We start from the raw sequence: 18,119 nt of genomic DNA on the forward strand, positions 1-18,119 counted from the left end.
GAGCGGACGATGAGAGCGGGAACGGCGGTGTTGACGGTCGATGCGGCGGGCATGCGCGCGCAGAACAGCGGCCTGTTGCTGAACATGATCTGGCGCGAGCGTCAGATCTCCCGGGCGGAGATCGCCCGGCGCACGGAGCTCAGCCCGTCGACCGTCTCCGCCATCGTCGCGGACCTGGAGCAGGCGGGCCTGGTGCGCAGCATCGGCGCCGGGGTCTCCCGCGGGGGCCGCCGTCCCACCCTCATCGGCTTCTGCGACGAGGCCTTCAGCTTGGTGGGCGTCGAACTGGGCGCCACCCACGTCACGGTCGTCCTCACCGACCTCCGCGGCCGCGTGCGCACGCAGAGCAAGGCGAGCCACGCGGTCCGCGGCGATCCGGAAGGGTCTCTCCAGAAGGCCCGGGAGCTCATCCAGCAGTGCCTGGACGCCGAGCGCGTCCCGCGCCGCTCCGTGGTCGGCATGGGGGTGGCCGTGCCCAGCCCCGTGCACCCGGCCGCCCCCGGGAAGATGTCCCCCCTCATCCTGCCCGCCTGGAAGAACGTGGACGTGCGGGAGTGGTTCGAGACCGCCTTCGACATGCCGGTGTTCGTGGACAACGACGCGAACCTCGGCGCCCTGGCGGAGTGCTTCTGGGGCGCGGGCGCCGGGGGCGAGGACCTCACGTACATCAAGCTGGCCACCGGTATTGGCGCCGGCCACATCATCCACGGCGACGTCTACCGGGGCGCCGGAGGCACGGCCGGTGAGATCGGCCACATCGCGGTGGACTCCAACGGGCCGCTCTGCGTGTGCGGCCTCAGGGGCTGCCTCGTCACCCTCATCGGCTCCACCGCGCTCACCGAACGCGCGCGCGAGCTGATGGGCACGCGGGGCCGCAAGGGCCCCACGGTGCGCGACCTGGTGGACGGCGCCCGCGCGGGCGATGCCGCCGCGAAGCAGATCATCGACGGCATGGGCGCCTACCTGGGCATCGCCGTGGGGGGCCTGCTCAACCTGCTCAACCCAGCCATCGTCGTCCTGGGCGGAGAGATCTCCTCCGTGGGCGAGATGCTGCTCGACCCCTTGCGCGCGTCGGTGCGGCAGCGCGCGCTGTCGGTGTCCATGGCGGAGACGCGCATCGTCACGTCGGCCCTGGGAGAACGCGCCATCGCCGTGGGCGCGGCCACCCTGGTGCTCCAGGCGGCCCTGCGCGACCGCACCCTCTTTCCCACGCAGAACGTCGGGAGGACTGCATGACATCGCGTCGGTTCGTCTTCGCCCTGGCCCTCTCGGGCCTGGGACTGGGGTCGTGTGACCCGGCTGCGGGTCTGGATAATAAGCAAAACGAGGAACCCAAGCCCATCGCGGAGCAGCCGGGCACGGGCTGGGAGCTCGTCTGGCAGGACGAGTTCGACGGTCCCGCGGGCACGCTGCCCTCGAAGGAGCGCTGGGGCGCGGAGGTGGGCGGGGACGGGTGGGGCAACGGCCAGTACGAATACAACACCGCGCGGGCGGAGAACGCGTCCCTGGACGGCGAGGGCCACCTGGCCATCACCGCGCGGCGTGAGCGCTACGGCAACAACGACTACACGTCCGCGCGGCTGTCGACGAAGGGCCGCTACGAGAAGGCCTACGGCCGCATCGAGGCGCGCATCCAGCTGCCCACCGGCCGAGGCATCTGGCCGGCGTTCTGGATGCTGGGCGCGAACGTCAACACCGTTCCGTGGCCCGCGTGCGGCGAGATCGACATCATGGAGCACCGGGGGCAGATCCCCTCCATCATCCGCAGCTCGCTGCACGGGCCGGGCTACTCCGGCGGCGCGAACGTAGGCCGGGAGTACGCCGCCTCCGGCCCGCCGCTCGCCGCGGACTTCCACGTCTACGCGGTGGAGTGGGAGCCGGAGCGGATGCGCTTCATCCTGGACGACACCGTCTACTTCGAGGCCACGCCCGACAACCTGCCCGCCGGGAAGAAGTGGGTCTACGACCATCCGTTCTTCATCATCCTCAACGTCGCGGTGGGCGGCTCGTTCGTGGGGCCGCCGGACTCCAAGACGGTGTTCCCGCAGACGATGAAGGTGGACTACGTCCGCGTCTACGAGAGGGCGGCGCAGTGAGGTTCGCCCGCGCGCTCTTGCCGCTCGTGCTGCTGGTGGCGTGCTCCTCGGAGCCGCGGCCCCGGCCGCCGGGCGTGCTCTTCGTCTCCGTGGAGCAGCAGAGCGCGTGGGTGCGCAACTTCAACCCGCTGTTCGCGGGCGCCGGTGCGCGCTGGCCCACGCGCGCGGGCGTGTATGAGTGCATGGAGATCTTCAGCTCCGCGCAGGCCCGGTGGGTGCCGTGGCTGGCCACGGGCCATGCATGGTCGGAGGATCAGCGCACGCTGCGCTTCACCCTGCGCGACGGGGTCCTCTGGTCCGACGGCAAGCCCTTCAGCGCCGACGACGTCGTCTTCACCTTCGGCCTGCTGAAGCAGCACCCGGCGCTGGACGCGGGCGGCGTGTGGCGCTTCCTCGCCGACGTGAAGGCGGAAGGCCGGGACACCGTCGTGTTCTCCTTCTCGCGTGTGTACCTGCCGGGGTTCAGCGACCTGGCGCACCAGATCGTCGTGCCCCGGCACATCTGGAAGGACGTCGCGGATCCGGTGACGTTCACCAATCCAGAGCCGGTGGCCACCGGGCCCTTCACCCAGGTGACGCTGTTCCGCAATCAGGTCTACGAGCTGGGCCGCAACCCGCACTACTGGATGCCCGGCAAGCCCAAGGTGTCCGCGCTGCGCTTCCTGGCGTTCCCCACCAACGACCAGGCCAACATGGCGCTCGTGGAGGGGGAAGTGGACTGGGCGGGCAACTTCGTGCCGGCGGTGGACCGCACCTTCGTGTCGCGCGACCCCGCGCACCACGCCCGGTGGTTCCCGCTCTACGGCAGCACGGTCTTCCTCTATCCCAACACCACGCGGCCCCCGCTGGACGACGTGCGCGTGCGCAAGGCGCTGAGCATGGCGCTGGACCGCGACCAGCTGGTGGAGGTGGCCATGTATGGCTACACGCGCCCCGCGGACGCCACCGCCCTCAATGACGCGTACTCCGGCTGGAAGGATCCGGAGGTCGCGAAGGACGCGTGGACCCACTACGACCTGGACGCGGCGAACAAGCTCCTGGACGAGGCGGGCCTGACGCGCGGCCCGGATGGTCTCCGCCGCCTCAAGGAGGGACAGCCCTTCGCGCTGGACCTGGAGGTGGTGAGCGGGTGGTCGGACTGGGTGCGGGCGGGGCAGGTGGTGGGCCGCGACCTGCGCAAGCTGGGCATCACCGTGCAGCTCAAGACGTACGAGTTCGGCACCTGGTTCACGCGCCTCCAGAAAGGCGAGTTCCAGATGGCCATCTCCTGGTCGCTGGATGGGCCCACGCCGTACAACTTCTACAAGTGGCTGCTGTCACCGCGCACCGTCCGGCCGGTGGGCGAGGTGGCGGCGGCCAACTGGCACCGCATGGGGGACGCGCAAGCGGATGAGCTGCTCGTGCGCTTCGAGCGCGCCGGCACGCCGGAGGAGCAGCACGCGCTGATGTCCCAGGTGCAGCAGCGCTTCTCCGCCACGGCGCCCGCCATCCCGCTGTTCCCCAACCCCTCCTGGGGCGAGTCCAACAGCCTGCGCTTCACGGGCTTCCCGACCGAACAGAACCCCTACGCGCGGCTCGCGCCACACGCGGAGCCCGACAGCCTGCTGGTGCTGACGGAGCTGTCCCCCAGGGAGCGCTAACGAACATGGGCCGCTACATCCTCCGGCGACTGGGCTTCTACCTCATCGCCGCGTGGGCCTCGCTCACGCTCAACTTCGTGATCCCGCGCCTGGCGCCCGGCGATCCGGCCGCTGCCATGTTCGCGCGCTTCGAGGGCAAGGTGCAGCCGGAGGCCATGGGCGCGCTGAAGGCCGCCTTCGGCTTCACCGACGCTCCGCTCCACGCCCAGTACCTCACCTACCTGAAGCACCTGGCGCAGGGTGACCTGGGCATGTCGTACGCGTACTTCCCCTCGCGCGTGACGGAGGTCATCGGCACCGGCCTGATGTGGACGGTGGGCCTCGCGGGCGTGGCGGTCATCATCAGCTTCGTGGTGGGGTCCTTCCTGGGCGTGCTCGCCGCGTGGAACCGGGGAGGGTGGCTGGACTCGGGGCTCGCTCCCGCGCTCTCGTTCCTGGGGGCCTTTCCGTACTTCTGGCTGGCGATGCTGGCGCTCTACCTCTTCGGCTTCGTGCTGGGGTGGTTCCCGCTGCGCCACGCGTACGGACACGACATGGAGCCGGGGCTGTCGCTCGCGTTCGCCGCGGACGTGGCCCGCCACGCGGTGCTGCCCGCGTCCTCCATCGTCGTGGCCACGCTGGGCGGATGGATGCTGGGCATGCGCAACACCATGGTCGCCACGCTGGGCACGGACTCCATCCGGCTGGCGCACGCGCGGGGCCTGCCGCCCCGGCAGGTGATGCTGCGCTACGCCGCGCGCAACGCGCTGCTGCCCAACATCACCAGCTTCGGCATGGCGGTGGGCTTCGTGCTCTCCGGCTCGCTGCTCACGGAGATGGTCTTCTCCTATCCGGGCACGGGCTACCTGCTCATCCTCGCCGTGCGCAACCAGGACTACCCGCTGATGCAGGGGCTGTTCCTGGCCATCACCCTGGCGGTGCTCGCGGCGAACTTCGCCGTGGACCTCATCTGCCTCTGGTTGGATCCGAGGACCCGCGCCCATGCGTGACTCCCTGCGAAGGCTGCTCCGCCATCGGAAGGCGGCCGTGGGCGGCGGCCTCCTGTTGTGCTTCCTCCTGCTCGCGGTGGTGGGGCCCTTCTTCGTGATGGACCCGTCCGAGCTCGTCGGCCGTCCCCACCAGCCGCCGTCCGCGGCGCACTGGTTCGGCACCACGGGGCAGGGCCAGGACGTGCTCGCCCAGACGGTGGTGGGCGCCCGGCGGACGCTGGCGGTGGGCTTCGCGGTGGGCGCGCTCGTCACGCTGGTGGGCGCGCTCGTGGGTGTCACCGCGGGCTACCTGGGCCGCCGCGTGGACGACGTGCTGTCGCTCGCCACCAACGTGTTCCTGGTCATCCCCGGCATGCCGCTGGCCATCGTGCTGGGCGCCTACCTGCCCTCCGGCCCCCTGCGCATGGTGGCGGTGCTGACGGTCGCGGGCTGGGCGTGGAACGCGCGCGTGTTCCGCGCGGAGTCGCTGTCCCTGCGCGGGCGCGACTTCGTGTCCGCGGCGGTGGTGACGGGGGAGAGCCATTCGCGCATCGTGTCGCGGGAGCTGCTGCCCAACATGGCGTCCATCCTGGGCGCGTCCTTCATCGGCAACACGCTCTACGCGGTGGGCGCCCAGGTGGGCCTGGAGTTCTTGGGGCTGGGCGACGTGAGCGAGGTGACGTGGGGCACCAACCTCTACTGGGCCGGCAACGACGCGGCGCTGCTCACGCGGTCGTGGTGGATCTTCGTGCCCACGGGCTTGTGCATCGCGCTCGTGGGCTTCTCGCTCACGCTGCTCAGCTCCGCCGTCGACGAGATGACCAACCCCGCGCTTCGCGTGCACAAGCCCGCGCCGCTGCCTCCGGGGACCGTGCTGCCCGTGCACGTGGACCGGCCCTCGCCGGGCGTGCTCCTGAGCGTGCAGGACCTGTGCATCGACTACGCGACGGAGAAGGGCGCCTCCCGCGTCGTGGACACGGTGTCCTTCGACCTGGCCCCCGGCGAGGTCTTCGGTCTGGCGGGCGAGTCCGGCAGCGGCAAGTCCACCATCGGCTCCGCGCTGCTGGGCCTGTTGCCTGCCTCCGCGCGCGTCACGCAGGGGCGCATCCTCTTCAACGGCATGGACGTCACCGCCCTGGAGGGCGCGGGGCTGAGGGCCTTCCGCTGGCGCCAGGTGTCCATGGTGTTCCAGAGCGCGATGAGCGCGCTCAACCCGGTGCTCACCCTGGGCGAGCAGTTCCACGACACGCTCGCGGCGCACGGCCGCGTGTCGCGCGCCACGTCCTACGCCCGCGCCCGGGAGCTGCTGGGCATGGTGGGCCTGTCGCCGGACCTGGTGACGGCGTGGCCCCACCAGCTCTCCGGCGGCATGCGGCAGCGCGTGGGTATCGCGCTGGCGCTGGCCCTGGAGCCCCGGCTGATCATCATGGACGAGCCCACCACGGCGCTGGACGTCGTGGTGCAGAAGGAGCTGCTCCAGCGCGTGGTGGAGCTCAAGCAGCGCCTGGGCTTCGCCGTCCTCTTCATCACCCACGACCTGCCGCTCCTGCTCGCGCTGTCGGACCGCGTGGGCGTGCTCCAGGCCGGCAAGCTGGTGGAGGTGGGCACCTCCGCGGCGCTGCGCGCCGGAGCCCACCACCCCTACACGCAGCTGCTGCTGTCGTCGTTCCCGCACCTCGCGGCGGGTGACGCGGCCCCCGCGCCCCAGCCGGCGCCGGCCCCCGAGCTGCCCGTGTCCCGGCCGTCCACGCGCGTCGCCGCCATTCCCGGAGGTCACCGATGAGCGCGCCCCTGCTGGAGGCGGAAGGGCTCACCCGTGGCTTCGTCACGGGCGGCTTCTTCTCCCGCGAGCGCCGGCCCATCCTCAAGGGCGTGTCCTTCTCCCTCCAGCCGGGGGAGATCGTCGCGCTGGTGGGTGAGTCCGGCAGCGGCAAGAGCACCCTGGCGCGCCTGCTGGCCCGGCTGGACATGCCCGACGCGGGCCACCTGCGGCTCGCGGGGCGCGACGTGCTCACGGACAGCAGCGCGCAGGCGTCGCTCGACTACCGCAAGCGCGTGCAGATGGTGTTCCAGGATCCGTTCGCGTCGCTCAATCCGGTGCACACGGTGGCCTATCACCTGGAGCGGCCGCTCGTGCGTCACGGCCGGGTCCCCAAGTCGGGGCTCCGCACGAAGGTGCTGTCGCTCCTGGAGTCGGTGGGCCTCACGCCTCCGGATCAATTCGCGGGGCGCTACCCGCATGAGCTGTCCGGCGGTCAGCGCCAGCGCGTGGCGGTCGCGCGCGCCCTGGCGGTGGAGCCGCAGGTCATCATCGCGGACGAGCCCACGTCCATGCTCGATGTGTCGACGCGCAAGGGCGTGCTTCAGCTCTTGCGGGGCCTGACGCAGGAGCGCGGCATCGGCATCCTGTTCATCACCCACGACCTGGCGAGCGCGCGCCACCTGGCCGACCGCATCCTGGTGCTCTACGCGGGCACCGTGGTGGAGGCGGGCAGGGCGGACGAGGTGCTGCGCCACCCGCGCCACCCCTACACGAAGCTGCTCTTGTCGGCGGTGCCGGACGGAGACGACTTCCTCCAGTCCGCGCTGCCGGTGCGCCCCGCCACGGGCCTGCCACCGCTGACGGGCTGCCCGTTCGCGCCGCGCTGTCCGGTGTCCGAGCCGCGCTGCTCCACCCTCACGCCTCCCGACGTCCTGCCGGCCGCGAACCACCTCGTTCGCTGCCACCTCGAAGTTTCGAAAGGAGTTACCTCCGATGCGTCAGTTTCCTCCTGACTTCCTGTGGGGAGTGGCCACCTCCGCGTATCAGATTGAAGGCGCCACCCGTGTGGATGGCCGGGGCGAGTCCATCTGGGATCGCTTCTCCGCCACCCCTGGGAAGATCCAAGACAAGTCCGACGGCTCGGTGGCCTGTGAGCACTACCGCCGCTGGCCGGAGGACATCGAGCTGATGCGCTGGATGGGGCTGAAGTCCTACCGCTTCTCCATCGCGTGGCCGCGCATCCTCCCGGAGGGGCGGGGACGGGTGAACAGCCTGGGCGTGGACTTCTACTCGCGCCTCGTGGATTCGCTGCTGGGCGCGGGCATCGAGCCCTTCGTCACGCTCTACCACTGGGACCTGCCGCAGGTGCTGGAGGACCAGGGGGGCTGGCCGGCGCGCGCCACCGGTGACGCCTTCGTGGAGTACACGGATGTCATCACCCGCGCGCTGGGCGACCGCGTGAAGCGGTGGATCACCCACAACGAGCCCTGGTGCATCAGCTACCTGGGCTATGGCAACGGCGAGCACGCCCCGGGCCACAAGGACTGGTCGAAGATGCTGGCCGCGGCGCACACGCTGCTGCTGTCTCACGGCCAGTCGGTGAAGGTCATCCGCGCCAACGTGCAGCGCGCGGAGGTGGGCATCACGCTCAACCTCACGCCGGGCGAGCCCGCGTCGCCCAGCCCCGAGGACGCGGACGCATGCCGGGACTTCGACGGCGGCTTCAACCGCTGGTTCCTGGATCCGCTCTACGGGCGGGGCTACCCGAAGGATGTGATCGAGGACCACGTGAAGGCGGGGCGCATCCCGTCCGCGCACCTGGACTTCATCCAGCCCGGGGACCTGGAGACCATCGCCACGCCCACCGACTTCCTGGGCGTGAACTTCTATTCGCGCGCCGTCCTGCGCAGCAACCGCATCCCGGAGGAGCAGAACGCGCCCCGCACGGTGCACGTGCGCCCGGACAAGACGGACATGGACTGGGAGGTGTGCCCGCAAGCCCTCACGCGGCTGCTCACGCACCTGCACACCGAATACGACCCCGGCCCCATCTACATCACGGAGAACGGCTGCGCGTACGCCACCGCCCCCAGCGCGGATGGCCGCGTGCACGACGCCCAGCGCGTGGACTACCTGCGCACGCACCTGGAGGCGTGCAGTGACGCCATCCGCCAGGGCGTGCGGCTGGCGGGCTACTTCGCGTGGTCGCTGCTCGACAACTTCGAATGGGGCTACGGCTACACCAAGCGCTTCGGCCTGGTGTGGGTGGACTACGCGACCCAACAGCGCATCCCGAAGGACAGTGCCCACCTCTATCGCGACGTCGTGGCCCAGAACGGGCTGGACGTGGAGCAGGCCGCTTGAAAAGGCTCTTCCTGACGACGTGTCTGGCGCTGTGCGGCCCCCAGGCGTTGGCCCAGGTGTCCGGGGCCGGAGCTCCTGTCCAGTCGCCGCCCTCCGCGCAGCCGCCCTCCGCGGGCCCCGTGGACGCCGCGGCGCCCGTGCCGGCCCCAGCCGCCCCCGCGCCGGAGCCCGCGGCCCCCAGGGCGCCGCTGATGCCCGCCACCCAGGCGGCCGCACCCTCGAGCGCCCCGCGCACCACGGTGACGCGCGTGTACCACGACGAGCGCGGCTTCAAGCTTCAGGTGGATGGGAAGGACTTCCCCATCCATGGCGTCAACTGGGGCTACACGCCCATTGGCGAGAACTACCGGTACTCGCTGTGGACGCAGCCGGAGGACTTCATCAAGCAGGTGCTGGCGAAGGAGATGGGGATGCTCCGCGACGCGGGCATCAACGCCATCCGCCAGTTCGATGACATCCCGCCCGTCTGGGTCGAGTACATCCACCGGAACTACGGCATCTACACGATGCTCAACCCGCTGATGGGACGCTATGGCCACCCGGTGAACGGGGTCATGGTCGTCAACATCGACTACTCGAACCCGGACCACCGCAAGGCCATCCTCGGCGCCCTGGCCGAGAAGGTGGAGGTCTACCGGGACGTGCCCGGCGTCCTGATGTGGCTGCTGGGCAACGAGAACAACTACGGCCTGCACTGGACGTCCTTCGAGATCGAAGCGCTGCCGGGCCATGAGGACGCCGCGCGCGCGGAGTCGCTCTACTCGCTGTATGGCGAGGCGGCCCGCACGGTGAAGAAGCGCGACACGAACCACCCCGTGTCCATCGCCAACGGCGACCTCCAGTACATCGACCTCATCGCCAAGCACTGCCAGGACCTGGACGTGCTGGGCACGAACGTCTACCGCGGCGCCACCGCGCGCGACCTGTTCGCGGAGGTGAAGGCCAAGCTCAACAAGCCGGTGTTCTTCTCCGAGTTCGGCGCGGATGCGTACGACGCCCGCGCGGGCCGCGAGGACCACGTGGCGCAGGCGGAGTACCTGCGCACGCAGTGGGAGCAGATCTACCTGGAGGGCTACGGCCAGGGCCTGTCGGGCACCGCCCTGGGTGGCTTCGTGTTCCAGTGGGTGGATGGCTGGTGGAAGATGGGCCAGGAGTCCAACCTGTCCATCCACGACACCACGGCGTCGTGGCCGAACGGGGGCTACACGGCGGACTTCGTCCCCGGCCAGAACAACATGAACGAGGAGTGGTTCGGCATCGCGGCCCTGGGCCCGCCGGACGCGAACGGCATCAGCGGCATCCAGCCTCGCACCGCCTACTACGTCCTCCAGGCCGCCTTCCGTCTGGACCCGTACGCGGCCACCACCACGCCGGACGTCATCCGCGACTACTTCGGGAACATCCGTCCGTCCGCGCTCACCAGCGGCTACACGTCGTCGGTGGCGCTGGCGCGCACGGAGGAGCTGGGCGCGGTGCGGGTGTCCAACCTGCGGCTGCTCCTGGACAGCTCGCTGTCGCGCGGAAGCATCGCGACGGTGCGGCCGAACCAGAGCTCCGCGGACCACACCGAGTCCATCTTCTTCGACCTGGCGCTCCAGCCGTCCAGCGGCGTCTACGGCCGCGCGTCGTTCAACGTCGTGGGCAACGTGGCGCAGAACCGGCTCAACAACCTGTTCTACGAGAACCGCGGCACGCCCTCCACGCCGGGCGCGAACGCGGTCCCCGTGGGCCCTGGCGCCCCCGTGCGCGAACAGTCGCCGCTGGATCGCTTCGCCCTGTACCAGGCGGAGTTCAAGCTGGACCGGACGGACTTCGCGCTCGAGGGTTACTACCGCACCGGCCACTACCACTGGGGCGAGGAGGGCGACTTCTTCGGCCTCTACCGCGAGGCGAACTACGGGCCAAACCTGGACATCTACCACGGCAACGCGCCGTTCGGCGTGGTGTTCAGCGGCAAGCGCGCCATCGAAGGGCTGAAGGTGGCGGTGGGGCCGGAGCTGTACTGGGGCGCCAACCCCTCCGTGGTGGCCAAGTACCGCAACCGCGTGGGGCCGGTGAACGTGACGCTGGTGCACCAGGAGGACCTGGCGCAGGGCGCGTCCTCGTCCACGGCCTCCGTGGTGCGCGAGCGCATCGCGCGCAGGACGGCGCTCAACTTCCAGTACGCCACCGGCAAGATGGTGCTGGACGTGGGCGGCCTCTTCTCCGCGCCCCAGCGCATCGGGGAGACGTTCACGTATACGCGCGCCGCGCCGGACGGCGCCCCCAGCTATCTCAACAGCGGCTACGACGTGCTCCAGGACAAGGTGCAGTTCCTGGACACGCTGGGCGCCAAGGCGCGGCTCACCTACGACATGGGCCCGGTGCGCTGGCTCGCCCAGTCCTCCATCCGCGGCCTCGTGGCGGACAGCGGGCCGGAGCAGGCCAACATCATCACCGGGTGGAGCCTGCGGGAGAGCGGACGCGGCAATCACTACTCCGGCCAGCTGGGCGCGGCGGTGCAGCTGGGGATGCTCCAGGTGTCGCCCAACTTCCTGTACCAGAAGCCCCTCGTCGGGCCGAACCCGACCATCCAGGACGCTTACGATCCAGACACCGGCCGCTACTACGCGGGCGTGCGTCCGCGCAGCGTGCTGTCGGATGCGTTCAGCGTGCTGGACAACCGCGAGACGCTGGGCGGCGAGCTGCTCATCACCTTCGACCCGACGCCCGCCACCTGGTTCTGGTCCTGGGACCGCGACATGCGCGAGGACGCGCCGTTCGCCGCGGGCCTGGACATCGTCTACCGCCACCAGCCCACGTCGCGCGACGCGGGCATCGCCATCCTCGCGGATGGGAGCACCATCGCCTTCGGCAGCGCGCCGGTGCCCCGCGATGAATGGGAGACGTCCCTGCGCCTGGTGGGCAACCCCTCACAGTCCCTGCGACTGTTCGGTACGGCGTTCGTGGGCAGCAACCAGTCCTCCGGCGAGGACAGCCGACAGGTCCACCGCTTCGGCCTGGATGGCTCCGTGCTCTACGACACGCTGCTGCTCGCGGCCCAGCTGCACTTCAACGACTGGGGACCCTACGACTACCACCGGGTCTTCAACCTCACGTACCCGGTGCAGCTGGGCGGGGATTTGTCCTACGGGTTGAAGAAGCCGGTGCTGGGCGCGGTGTCCACCCGGTTCGGCCTGCGCGGGCTGGTGCGCATGCTCGACGAGTACTCCGAAGGTCTCAACGACCGGGGCCTCACCGAGGGCCTGAAGGGTCGCGAATACGAGGTGGGCGCGTATGCCATCCTTTCTCTCTGAGGGAACACGCATCATGAGGACCGGTTTCCTGCTGACCGCCGCCGTGGCCTCGTTGTCCGGCTGCTACGACGACCCGACCATCCTCTATGGCAAGTCGCTGGACGGACTGACCTTCACCGTCACCGACCCGGCCATGGGCATCTACCCGAACACGTCCGTGCTGGACGACCCGAACAACCCCTTCGCGGGCTCGGGCGTGGGCACGGAGACGAAGTGGAAGATCCAGTCCGGGGCGGATCCGGTGGCGGCCTACTACGCGTGGGCCACGGTGCTGGCGAACGGCCCGTATGGAGAGGCGCAGTACTACACGGCGCTCAACCTGACGGCCATCTACCAGCGGGGCCTGGCGGATCAAGCCAGCCTGCCGAAGGCGCGGGAGATGGCGGTGAAGGCCTTCCAGTCCGTGCTCGACAACTTCCCGGACGCGGTGACGTACGACGCGTCCGGCACGGTGGCCTACGAGCTGGCGACGCCCTCCTACAAGGGCGTCGTCGAGCTGGGCGGCAGCGTCAGCGGCGGCTGGGTGATGGTGAAGACCTCCAGTGGTGCGGACCGGGCGGTGAAGCCATGAAGAAGCCTGCGTGGGGATTGTTGTTGCTGCTCGCTGCCTGCCGCCCGGATCCGGGCCCGGCGGACTACACGGGGCAGGAGCTGCCGGGCAACCCTGACGGAGGCTCGGACCCGGCGGCGGAGCTGCTGCCCGGGCCCGACCCCTACGTCGCGGGGCAGCGCCGGATGATGGTGGGTATCTTCTACGAGATGGGCCGCTCCGAAGAGGTGCTGCTCGACAACGCGGAGACCAACTTCTACCTCTACGACAACACCGTCTACGTGGAGGACGACGCGGACCGCGTGGAGGGCAAGATCGCAAGCCGCATCCTGTGGAACAACAAGGCGTGGCTGGGTTTCGGCGTGCACTGGAAGACGTCGCGCAACTTCGATGCGTGGAAGACGCTCCACGTCAGCATGAAGTCGACGGATGCCGGCTTCGCCAACGTGAAGCTTGGAATGTCCTCCGGCGTGGGCACGAACGAGAAGGGCTATCCGCTCGCGGCGACCCGCTACGGCTGGGCGAATGACGGCGCGTGGCACCATCTGGCCATCCCCGTCGCGGATTTCGTCGCGGCGGGCCTGAAGCTCAATGACGTCTCATCCCCGTTCACTTTCGGCGCCGAAGGTGGAGCCACGGGGCAGTCTCTCCTGCTCGACAACTTGTACTTCACCGCGAACTAGGCAGGAACGCAGTGCCAGGAAGGGTGGGCCGGCTGTCGTCGTGTGACAGCCGGAGCGCCCGAGCTTTGTCCTGACGACACCAGCGCGCCCCCGCGCCCGGTGTCGGCAGGGCAGGGAAGGCAGTACTCCCGCCGGGCAGTTCCCTGCGTCCGCCGCGCGCCCTGGCCGTGCGCGCGAACGCGTGTGTCGCCGTGTTCCTACTCAAGGAGTCGTCCCCCAATGTCTGGATATTCATCGCAATTGTCAAGCAGGGGCGTCAGCCCATGCCTTCCACCAGCACCGCGCGTCTGGCTCTTGAACGCGTTCGCGGCGGTGCTGCTGCTGCTGTCCACCCTGGGTGCTTCCGAAGCCCATGCCCAGACGAACGTGGCGCTGAACAGGCCCACCTTCACGTCGTCCGCGGAAGGGCCCTTCCTGGGCCAGTACGCGGTGGATGGGGACGGTGGCACGCGGTGGTCCAGCGGCTTCACGGAGAATGAATGGATCACCGTGGACCTGGGCCAGACGCGAACCATCGCGCGCGTGGTGCTGACCTGGGAGCCCGCCTATGCCACGGGCTACAAGATCCAGGTCTCCAACAACAACACGACCTTCACCGACGCGCTGGTGGTGAGCAATGGCGACGGCGGGGTGGATGACCTGACACTGCCGGCTGGCACGACGGGCCGCTACGTCCGCATGCAGGGCGTCACTCGCGCGCTGCCCGCCTATGGCTACTCGCTGTGGGAGTTCGCTGTCTATGAGACGGGCGGCGGCACGACCACGGGCGACCTGGCCAAGAACAAGCCCGCGACGGCGTCCAGCGTGGAGGGTAACTCCGTGTACCTCCTGCCGGGCTTCGCGTTCGACGGCGACATCAACACGCGCTGGGCCTCCGTGCAGGGCGTGGATCCGCAGTGGATCCGCGTGGACCTGGGCACGCCCCAGGTGGTGGGCAAGGTGGTGCTGGAGTGGGAGGGCGCGTACGGCAAGACGTACACCATCGACGGCTCCAACGACGACACCAGCTGGACCACGCTCAACACGGTGACCAACGGCGCCATCGGCCGCCGGGAGATTCCGGTCTCCGGCACCTACCGTTACATCCGCATGCGTGGCACGGAGCGTGGCACGGGCTATGGCTATTCGCTGTGGTCCTTTGAAGTCTACCAGTCCGGGGGCACGACTCCGCCGCCCACGCAGACCACCAACCAGACCATCAAGCTGAACTTCCCGGAGCTGGCGTATGCGAAGATCAATGTATCGCCCGCGCCCCTCTCCGTGACGCCGGTGCCGGAGGAAGGCAACACCACGCCGTCCGTGCGCAACCCGCCCGGGCCGTTCACCTACCAGCTCACGTTCCCGCCCAACACGACGGTGACGCTGTCGAAGAACCAGTTCTCTCCCACCCAGCCCAACACGGACATCCGGCTGGCGGTGGTGGATGTGAATGGCACCCAGCAGCGTGCCCAGTCCGTCACGGCGCTGGCGGTCCAGGGCGCGGACTGGAACGTGGAGATCTACTCCACGGGCGGCGGTGGCCAGGATCCTCGCGACCCGACCATCATCCCGGACCCGTACGTGGCGCCGGCGCCGCTGCCGGTGGCGGGGGCGTTCCGGCTGACCGCGCCAGCCAACAGCGCGATGATCACCGCGACGCGCAAGCCCACGCTGTCCTGGGCCACGGTCACGGGCGCGACCAACTACAAGCTCTACGTGAACCTCACTCGCAACGACTACGACTGGATGGCGGCGGGCAACCTGCTGGACCGGTACACGCAGGTGGCGTCACAGACGGGCACGTCGTTCACCTTCACGGAGGACCTGCCAGACCGCTGGACGTACAAGTGGTACGTGGTGGCGACGCTGTCGGGCGGCGCCACGTCGCGCTCCGACATCGGCAACTTCAGCGTGTACCTGCCGGTGGTGGAGACGCAGGCGGACGGCGTCAACCTCATCAATGGCATGCGCGACCTGAACAAGAATGGGACCATCGAGCCGTACGAGGATTGGCACAACCCCATCTCCGTGCGCGTGAATGACCTGCTGGGCCGGATGACGCTGCGGGAGAAGGCGCTCCAGATGTTCTACGACGCCAAGGTGTACCCGGAGGCGGGCTTCCAGATGGGGCCGCTGTCGCCCACCGACATCCCGATGTTCCAGAAGGCGTCCGCGGCCACGCGGCTGGGCATTCCGCACATCGACGCGGGTGACTCCATCCACGGGTACAAGACGAGCTGGCCCACGCAGCCCGCGCTGGCCGCGTCGCGCGACCTGGACACCATCCACGAGATGGGCGACATCCAGCGCAAGGAACAGCTCGCCATTGGCAGCCGCGGCACGCTGTCCCCGCTGGCGGAGGTGAACACCAAGGTCCTCTATCCGCGCATCCAGGAGGGCAATGGCGAGGATGCCGACCTGGCGGCGGGCATCACCCGCGCGCTCATCGCGGGCCTCCAGGGCGGTCCGGAGGTGAACCCGTCCTCCATCTGGGTGACGACGAAGCACTGGCCGGGCCAGGGCGCCGGCGGCGAGGCGGGCATCACCTACGATGGCACCACCATCCACTACCACATGCGTCCGTGGCACGCGGCCATCGAGGCGGGCACCAGCGGCATCATGCCGGGCTACGCCGGCAGCTGGCTGCTGGGGCCGGAGGGCTACGGCGCGGGTGACAACCCGGGCATCCTCAACTACCTGCGCAACCAGCTGAAGTACGACGGCGTCATCTGCTCGGACTGGCTGCCGTCGGGCTCGTGGGTGCGCTCGGCGACGGCGGGCTCGGACGTGATGGGCGGCGCCACGCCGTCCGCGATGGCGAACTTCGAGAACGAGGTGCCGGTCGCGCGCATCAACGACTCCGTGCGCCGCATCCTGGACCTGAAGTTCCGCCTGGGCATCTTCGAGGACCCGTACAAGCAGGGCCCCGCGGGCACCTCCCAGTGGCACACGGCGGACAGCAAGGCCGCGGTGCGCCGTGCGTCCCAGGAGGCCATGACGCTGCTCAAGAACGATGGCGCGCTGCCCATCCGCCTGCCCGCGGGCGGCAAGGTGGTCATCGCGGGCCCTCGCGCGGACGACATGTCCTGCATGGTGACCTGGCGCTCGGACTTCCACGGCACCGAGTTCGGCGACCCGACCATCTACGCGGCGGTGAAGGCGCGCGCGGAGGCCGCGGGGCTGACGGTCTACAAGGACAACGCCCCCGGAGGCGTCACGCCGGATGCGGCCATCGTGGTGGTGGGCGAGAGCTACTTCACGCACGGCACCGAGTGGGACAAGGAGAAGCCGTACCTGCCGGGCGACCCGATTGGCCCGGCGCACGAAGCGAAGTGGGGTGACCAGTTCGGCATCATCAACAGCTTCAAGTCGCGGGGCATCCCCACGACGGTGGTGATGATCATGCCCCGGCCCTACGTGCTGACGAACGTCATGCCCATCTCCAACGCGCTGATGATCGCGTACCGCCCCGGCGACATGGGGGGCTACGCGGTGGCGGACGTGCTGTTCGGTGACGTGCTGCCTCGCGGCAAGACGCCGTGGCAGCTGCCGCGCGGCATGAACCAGATTGGCACGGACGTGGAGAGCGGCCAGCTGGAGAGGTGGGACCTTCCCTTCGACCTGGGCGCGACGGACGCGGAGCGGACGGCCATCCGCCAGAAGATCGCGGCGGGCCTGCCGGTGCCTCCCACGTATGGCAACCCGCTGTTCCAGTACGGCTCCGGCATCCAGGGCTTTGGCCTGATGGACGCAACGCCGCCGGTGGCGTTCAACCTGCTGACGCCGTCGAACAACCTGGTCATCACCGGCACGCGTCCGGCGTTCACCTGGACGGCGAGCAGCGATCCGCAGACGGGCATCCAGCGCTACGAAGTGTATCTGGACGGTGGCGCGATGCCGGTGGCCATCACCAAGACGCCGTCGGCGGCGCTGGACGGATTGAAGCTGGCGAACGGGACGCACACCTGGTTCGTGAAGGCGTTCAACTGGGCGAACGGGGTGACGCAGTCCTCCACGTTCACCTTCACGCTGAACGACACGACGCCGCCGTCGGCCTTCGCGGCGCTGTCGCCGTCGGCGGGCCAGGCGGTGCCCGGCACGTCCACGCGCTTCATCTGGGAGCAGACGACGGACGTGGGCGCGGGCGTGGCCGAGTACGTCCTCATCGTGGACGGCGCGGACCGAAGCCCCTCCATCCTGCGCAGCACGCCGGTGGCGGCGGGGACGAACCTGGCGCTGGGCAAGAACGCGTATGCCTCGTCCGTGGAGTTCGGCAGCGCGAACGACGCGGTGGACGGCAGCCTGACGACGCGTTGGTCGAGCGTCGGCACGGCGACGACGGGCGACACCGAGTCCATCACGGTGGACCTGGGTGCCATCTATTCGCTCAAGCGGATCGTGCTCAACTGGGAGGCCGCTTACGGCCGACGCTACGTGCTGGAGGCCTCACTGGATGGCAGCACCAACTGGGTGGCGCTGAAGACAGTGGACACTGGCGACGGCGGCATCGACGACTGGACGGTGGCTGGCGTGGGCCGCTACGTGCGCATGCGGGGTGTGCAGCGCGCCACGGCCTACGGCTACTCGCTGTGGGAGTTCGAGGTCTACGGCGTGGGCACGGAGCAGACGACGGTGAACGGCCTGGCCACGGGCACGCATACATGGCGAGTGCGCGCGGTGGACGGCGCGAACAACACCACGCTGTCGTCGGGGCCCATCACCTTCACGAAGTAGTGGTGAGGGGTTGAGTTGAAGGGGAGGGGCGGCCGGACGACGGCCGC

General features: G+C 69.5%; 11 protein-coding genes. All 11 read left to right on the plus strand.

What is annotated here, in order from left to right; genetic code table 11:
- Positions 1 to 9: 9 nt before the first annotated feature.
- The 11 genes from GTY96_RS34270 (at position 10) to GTY96_RS34320 (ending at position 18,072) form a co-directional block, all read left to right on the plus strand.
- A complete protein-coding gene (locus GTY96_RS34270) occupies positions 10 to 1,236 on the plus strand; it encodes an ROK family transcriptional regulator (RefSeq protein ID WP_143904749.1) in 1,227 nt (408 codons plus the stop codon).
- A complete protein-coding gene (locus GTY96_RS34275) occupies positions 1,233 to 2,096 on the plus strand; it encodes a glycoside hydrolase family 16 protein (RefSeq protein WP_143904748.1) in 864 nt (287 codons plus the stop codon). Before GTY96_RS34270 ends, GTY96_RS34275 begins: the two co-directional genes overlap by 4 nt.
- Positions 2,093 to 3,736 carry an ABC transporter substrate-binding protein gene (locus GTY96_RS34280; protein WP_161666920.1) on the plus strand — a complete coding sequence of 548 codons (1,644 nt, stop codon included), beginning with the start codon at positions 2,093 to 2,095 and terminating at the stop codon, positions 3,734 to 3,736. Before GTY96_RS34275 ends, GTY96_RS34280 begins: the two co-directional genes overlap by 4 nt.
- Before the next feature lie 5 nt (positions 3,737 to 3,741).
- Positions 3,742 to 4,725: an ABC transporter permease gene (locus GTY96_RS34285; protein WP_161666921.1), complete on the plus strand. Its 984-nt coding sequence runs from the start codon at positions 3,742 to 3,744 to the stop codon at positions 4,723 to 4,725.
- Complete coding sequence (locus tag GTY96_RS34290; RefSeq protein WP_161666922.1) at positions 4,718 to 6,487, plus strand: dipeptide/oligopeptide/nickel ABC transporter permease/ATP-binding protein; 1,770 nt, start codon at positions 4,718 to 4,720, stop codon at positions 6,485 to 6,487. Before GTY96_RS34285 ends, GTY96_RS34290 begins: the two co-directional genes overlap by 8 nt.
- Positions 6,484 to 7,479, plus strand: coding sequence for an ABC transporter ATP-binding protein (locus GTY96_RS34295; protein ID WP_161666923.1), 996 nt, complete (start codon positions 6,484 to 6,486; stop codon positions 7,477 to 7,479). The genes GTY96_RS34290 and GTY96_RS34295 overlap by 4 nt, the downstream gene beginning before the upstream one ends.
- Positions 7,460 to 8,830: a GH1 family beta-glucosidase gene (locus GTY96_RS34300; RefSeq protein WP_143904743.1), complete on the plus strand. Its 1,371-nt coding sequence runs from the start codon at positions 7,460 to 7,462 to the stop codon at positions 8,828 to 8,830. The genes GTY96_RS34295 and GTY96_RS34300 overlap by 20 nt, the downstream gene beginning before the upstream one ends.
- Positions 8,827 to 12,126: a glycoside hydrolase family 2 TIM barrel-domain containing protein gene (locus GTY96_RS34305; RefSeq protein ID WP_161666924.1), complete on the plus strand. Its 3,300-nt coding sequence runs from the start codon at positions 8,827 to 8,829 to the stop codon at positions 12,124 to 12,126. The genes GTY96_RS34300 and GTY96_RS34305 overlap by 4 nt, the downstream gene beginning before the upstream one ends.
- 13 nt (positions 12,127 to 12,139) lie before the next feature.
- Positions 12,140 to 12,697, plus strand: coding sequence for a hypothetical protein (locus tag GTY96_RS34310; RefSeq protein ID WP_186002017.1), 558 nt, complete (start codon positions 12,140 to 12,142; stop codon positions 12,695 to 12,697).
- Complete coding sequence (locus tag GTY96_RS34315; protein ID WP_143904740.1) at positions 12,694 to 13,359, plus strand: hypothetical protein; 666 nt, start codon at positions 12,694 to 12,696, stop codon at positions 13,357 to 13,359. The genes GTY96_RS34310 and GTY96_RS34315 overlap by 4 nt, the downstream gene beginning before the upstream one ends.
- Before the next feature lie 219 nt (positions 13,360 to 13,578).
- Positions 13,579 to 18,072, plus strand: a complete 4,494-nt coding sequence (locus tag GTY96_RS34320) for a discoidin domain-containing protein (RefSeq protein WP_161666925.1) — start codon at positions 13,579 to 13,581, stop codon at positions 18,070 to 18,072.
- Positions 18,073 to 18,119: the final 47 nt, after the last annotated feature.

It is taken from the genome of Corallococcus silvisoli (genome assembly GCF_009909145.1).
Taxonomy (GTDB): domain Bacteria; phylum Myxococcota; class Myxococcia; order Myxococcales; family Myxococcaceae; genus Corallococcus; species Corallococcus silvisoli.

Coding starts and splice junctions, on each gene's coding strand:
- GTY96_RS34270 (WP_143904749.1), top strand. CDS start 10: ATGAGAGCGGGAACGGCGGTGTTGACGGTCGATGCGGCGGGCATGCGC.
- GTY96_RS34275 (WP_143904748.1), top strand. CDS start 1,233: ATGACATCGCGTCGGTTCGTCTTCGCCCTGGCCCTCTCGGGCCTGGGA.
- GTY96_RS34285 (WP_161666921.1), top strand. CDS start 3,742: ATGGGCCGCTACATCCTCCGGCGACTGGGCTTCTACCTCATCGCCGCG.
- GTY96_RS34290 (WP_161666922.1), top strand. CDS start 4,718: ATGCGTGACTCCCTGCGAAGGCTGCTCCGCCATCGGAAGGCGGCCGTG.
- GTY96_RS34295 (WP_161666923.1), top strand. CDS start 6,484: ATGAGCGCGCCCCTGCTGGAGGCGGAAGGGCTCACCCGTGGCTTCGTC.
- GTY96_RS34300 (WP_143904743.1), top strand. CDS start 7,460: ATGCGTCAGTTTCCTCCTGACTTCCTGTGGGGAGTGGCCACCTCCGCG.
- GTY96_RS34310 (WP_186002017.1), top strand. CDS start 12,140: ATGAGGACCGGTTTCCTGCTGACCGCCGCCGTGGCCTCGTTGTCCGGC.
- GTY96_RS34315 (WP_143904740.1), top strand. CDS start 12,694: ATGAAGAAGCCTGCGTGGGGATTGTTGTTGCTGCTCGCTGCCTGCCGC.
- GTY96_RS34320 (WP_161666925.1), top strand. CDS start 13,579: ATGTCTGGATATTCATCGCAATTGTCAAGCAGGGGCGTCAGCCCATGC.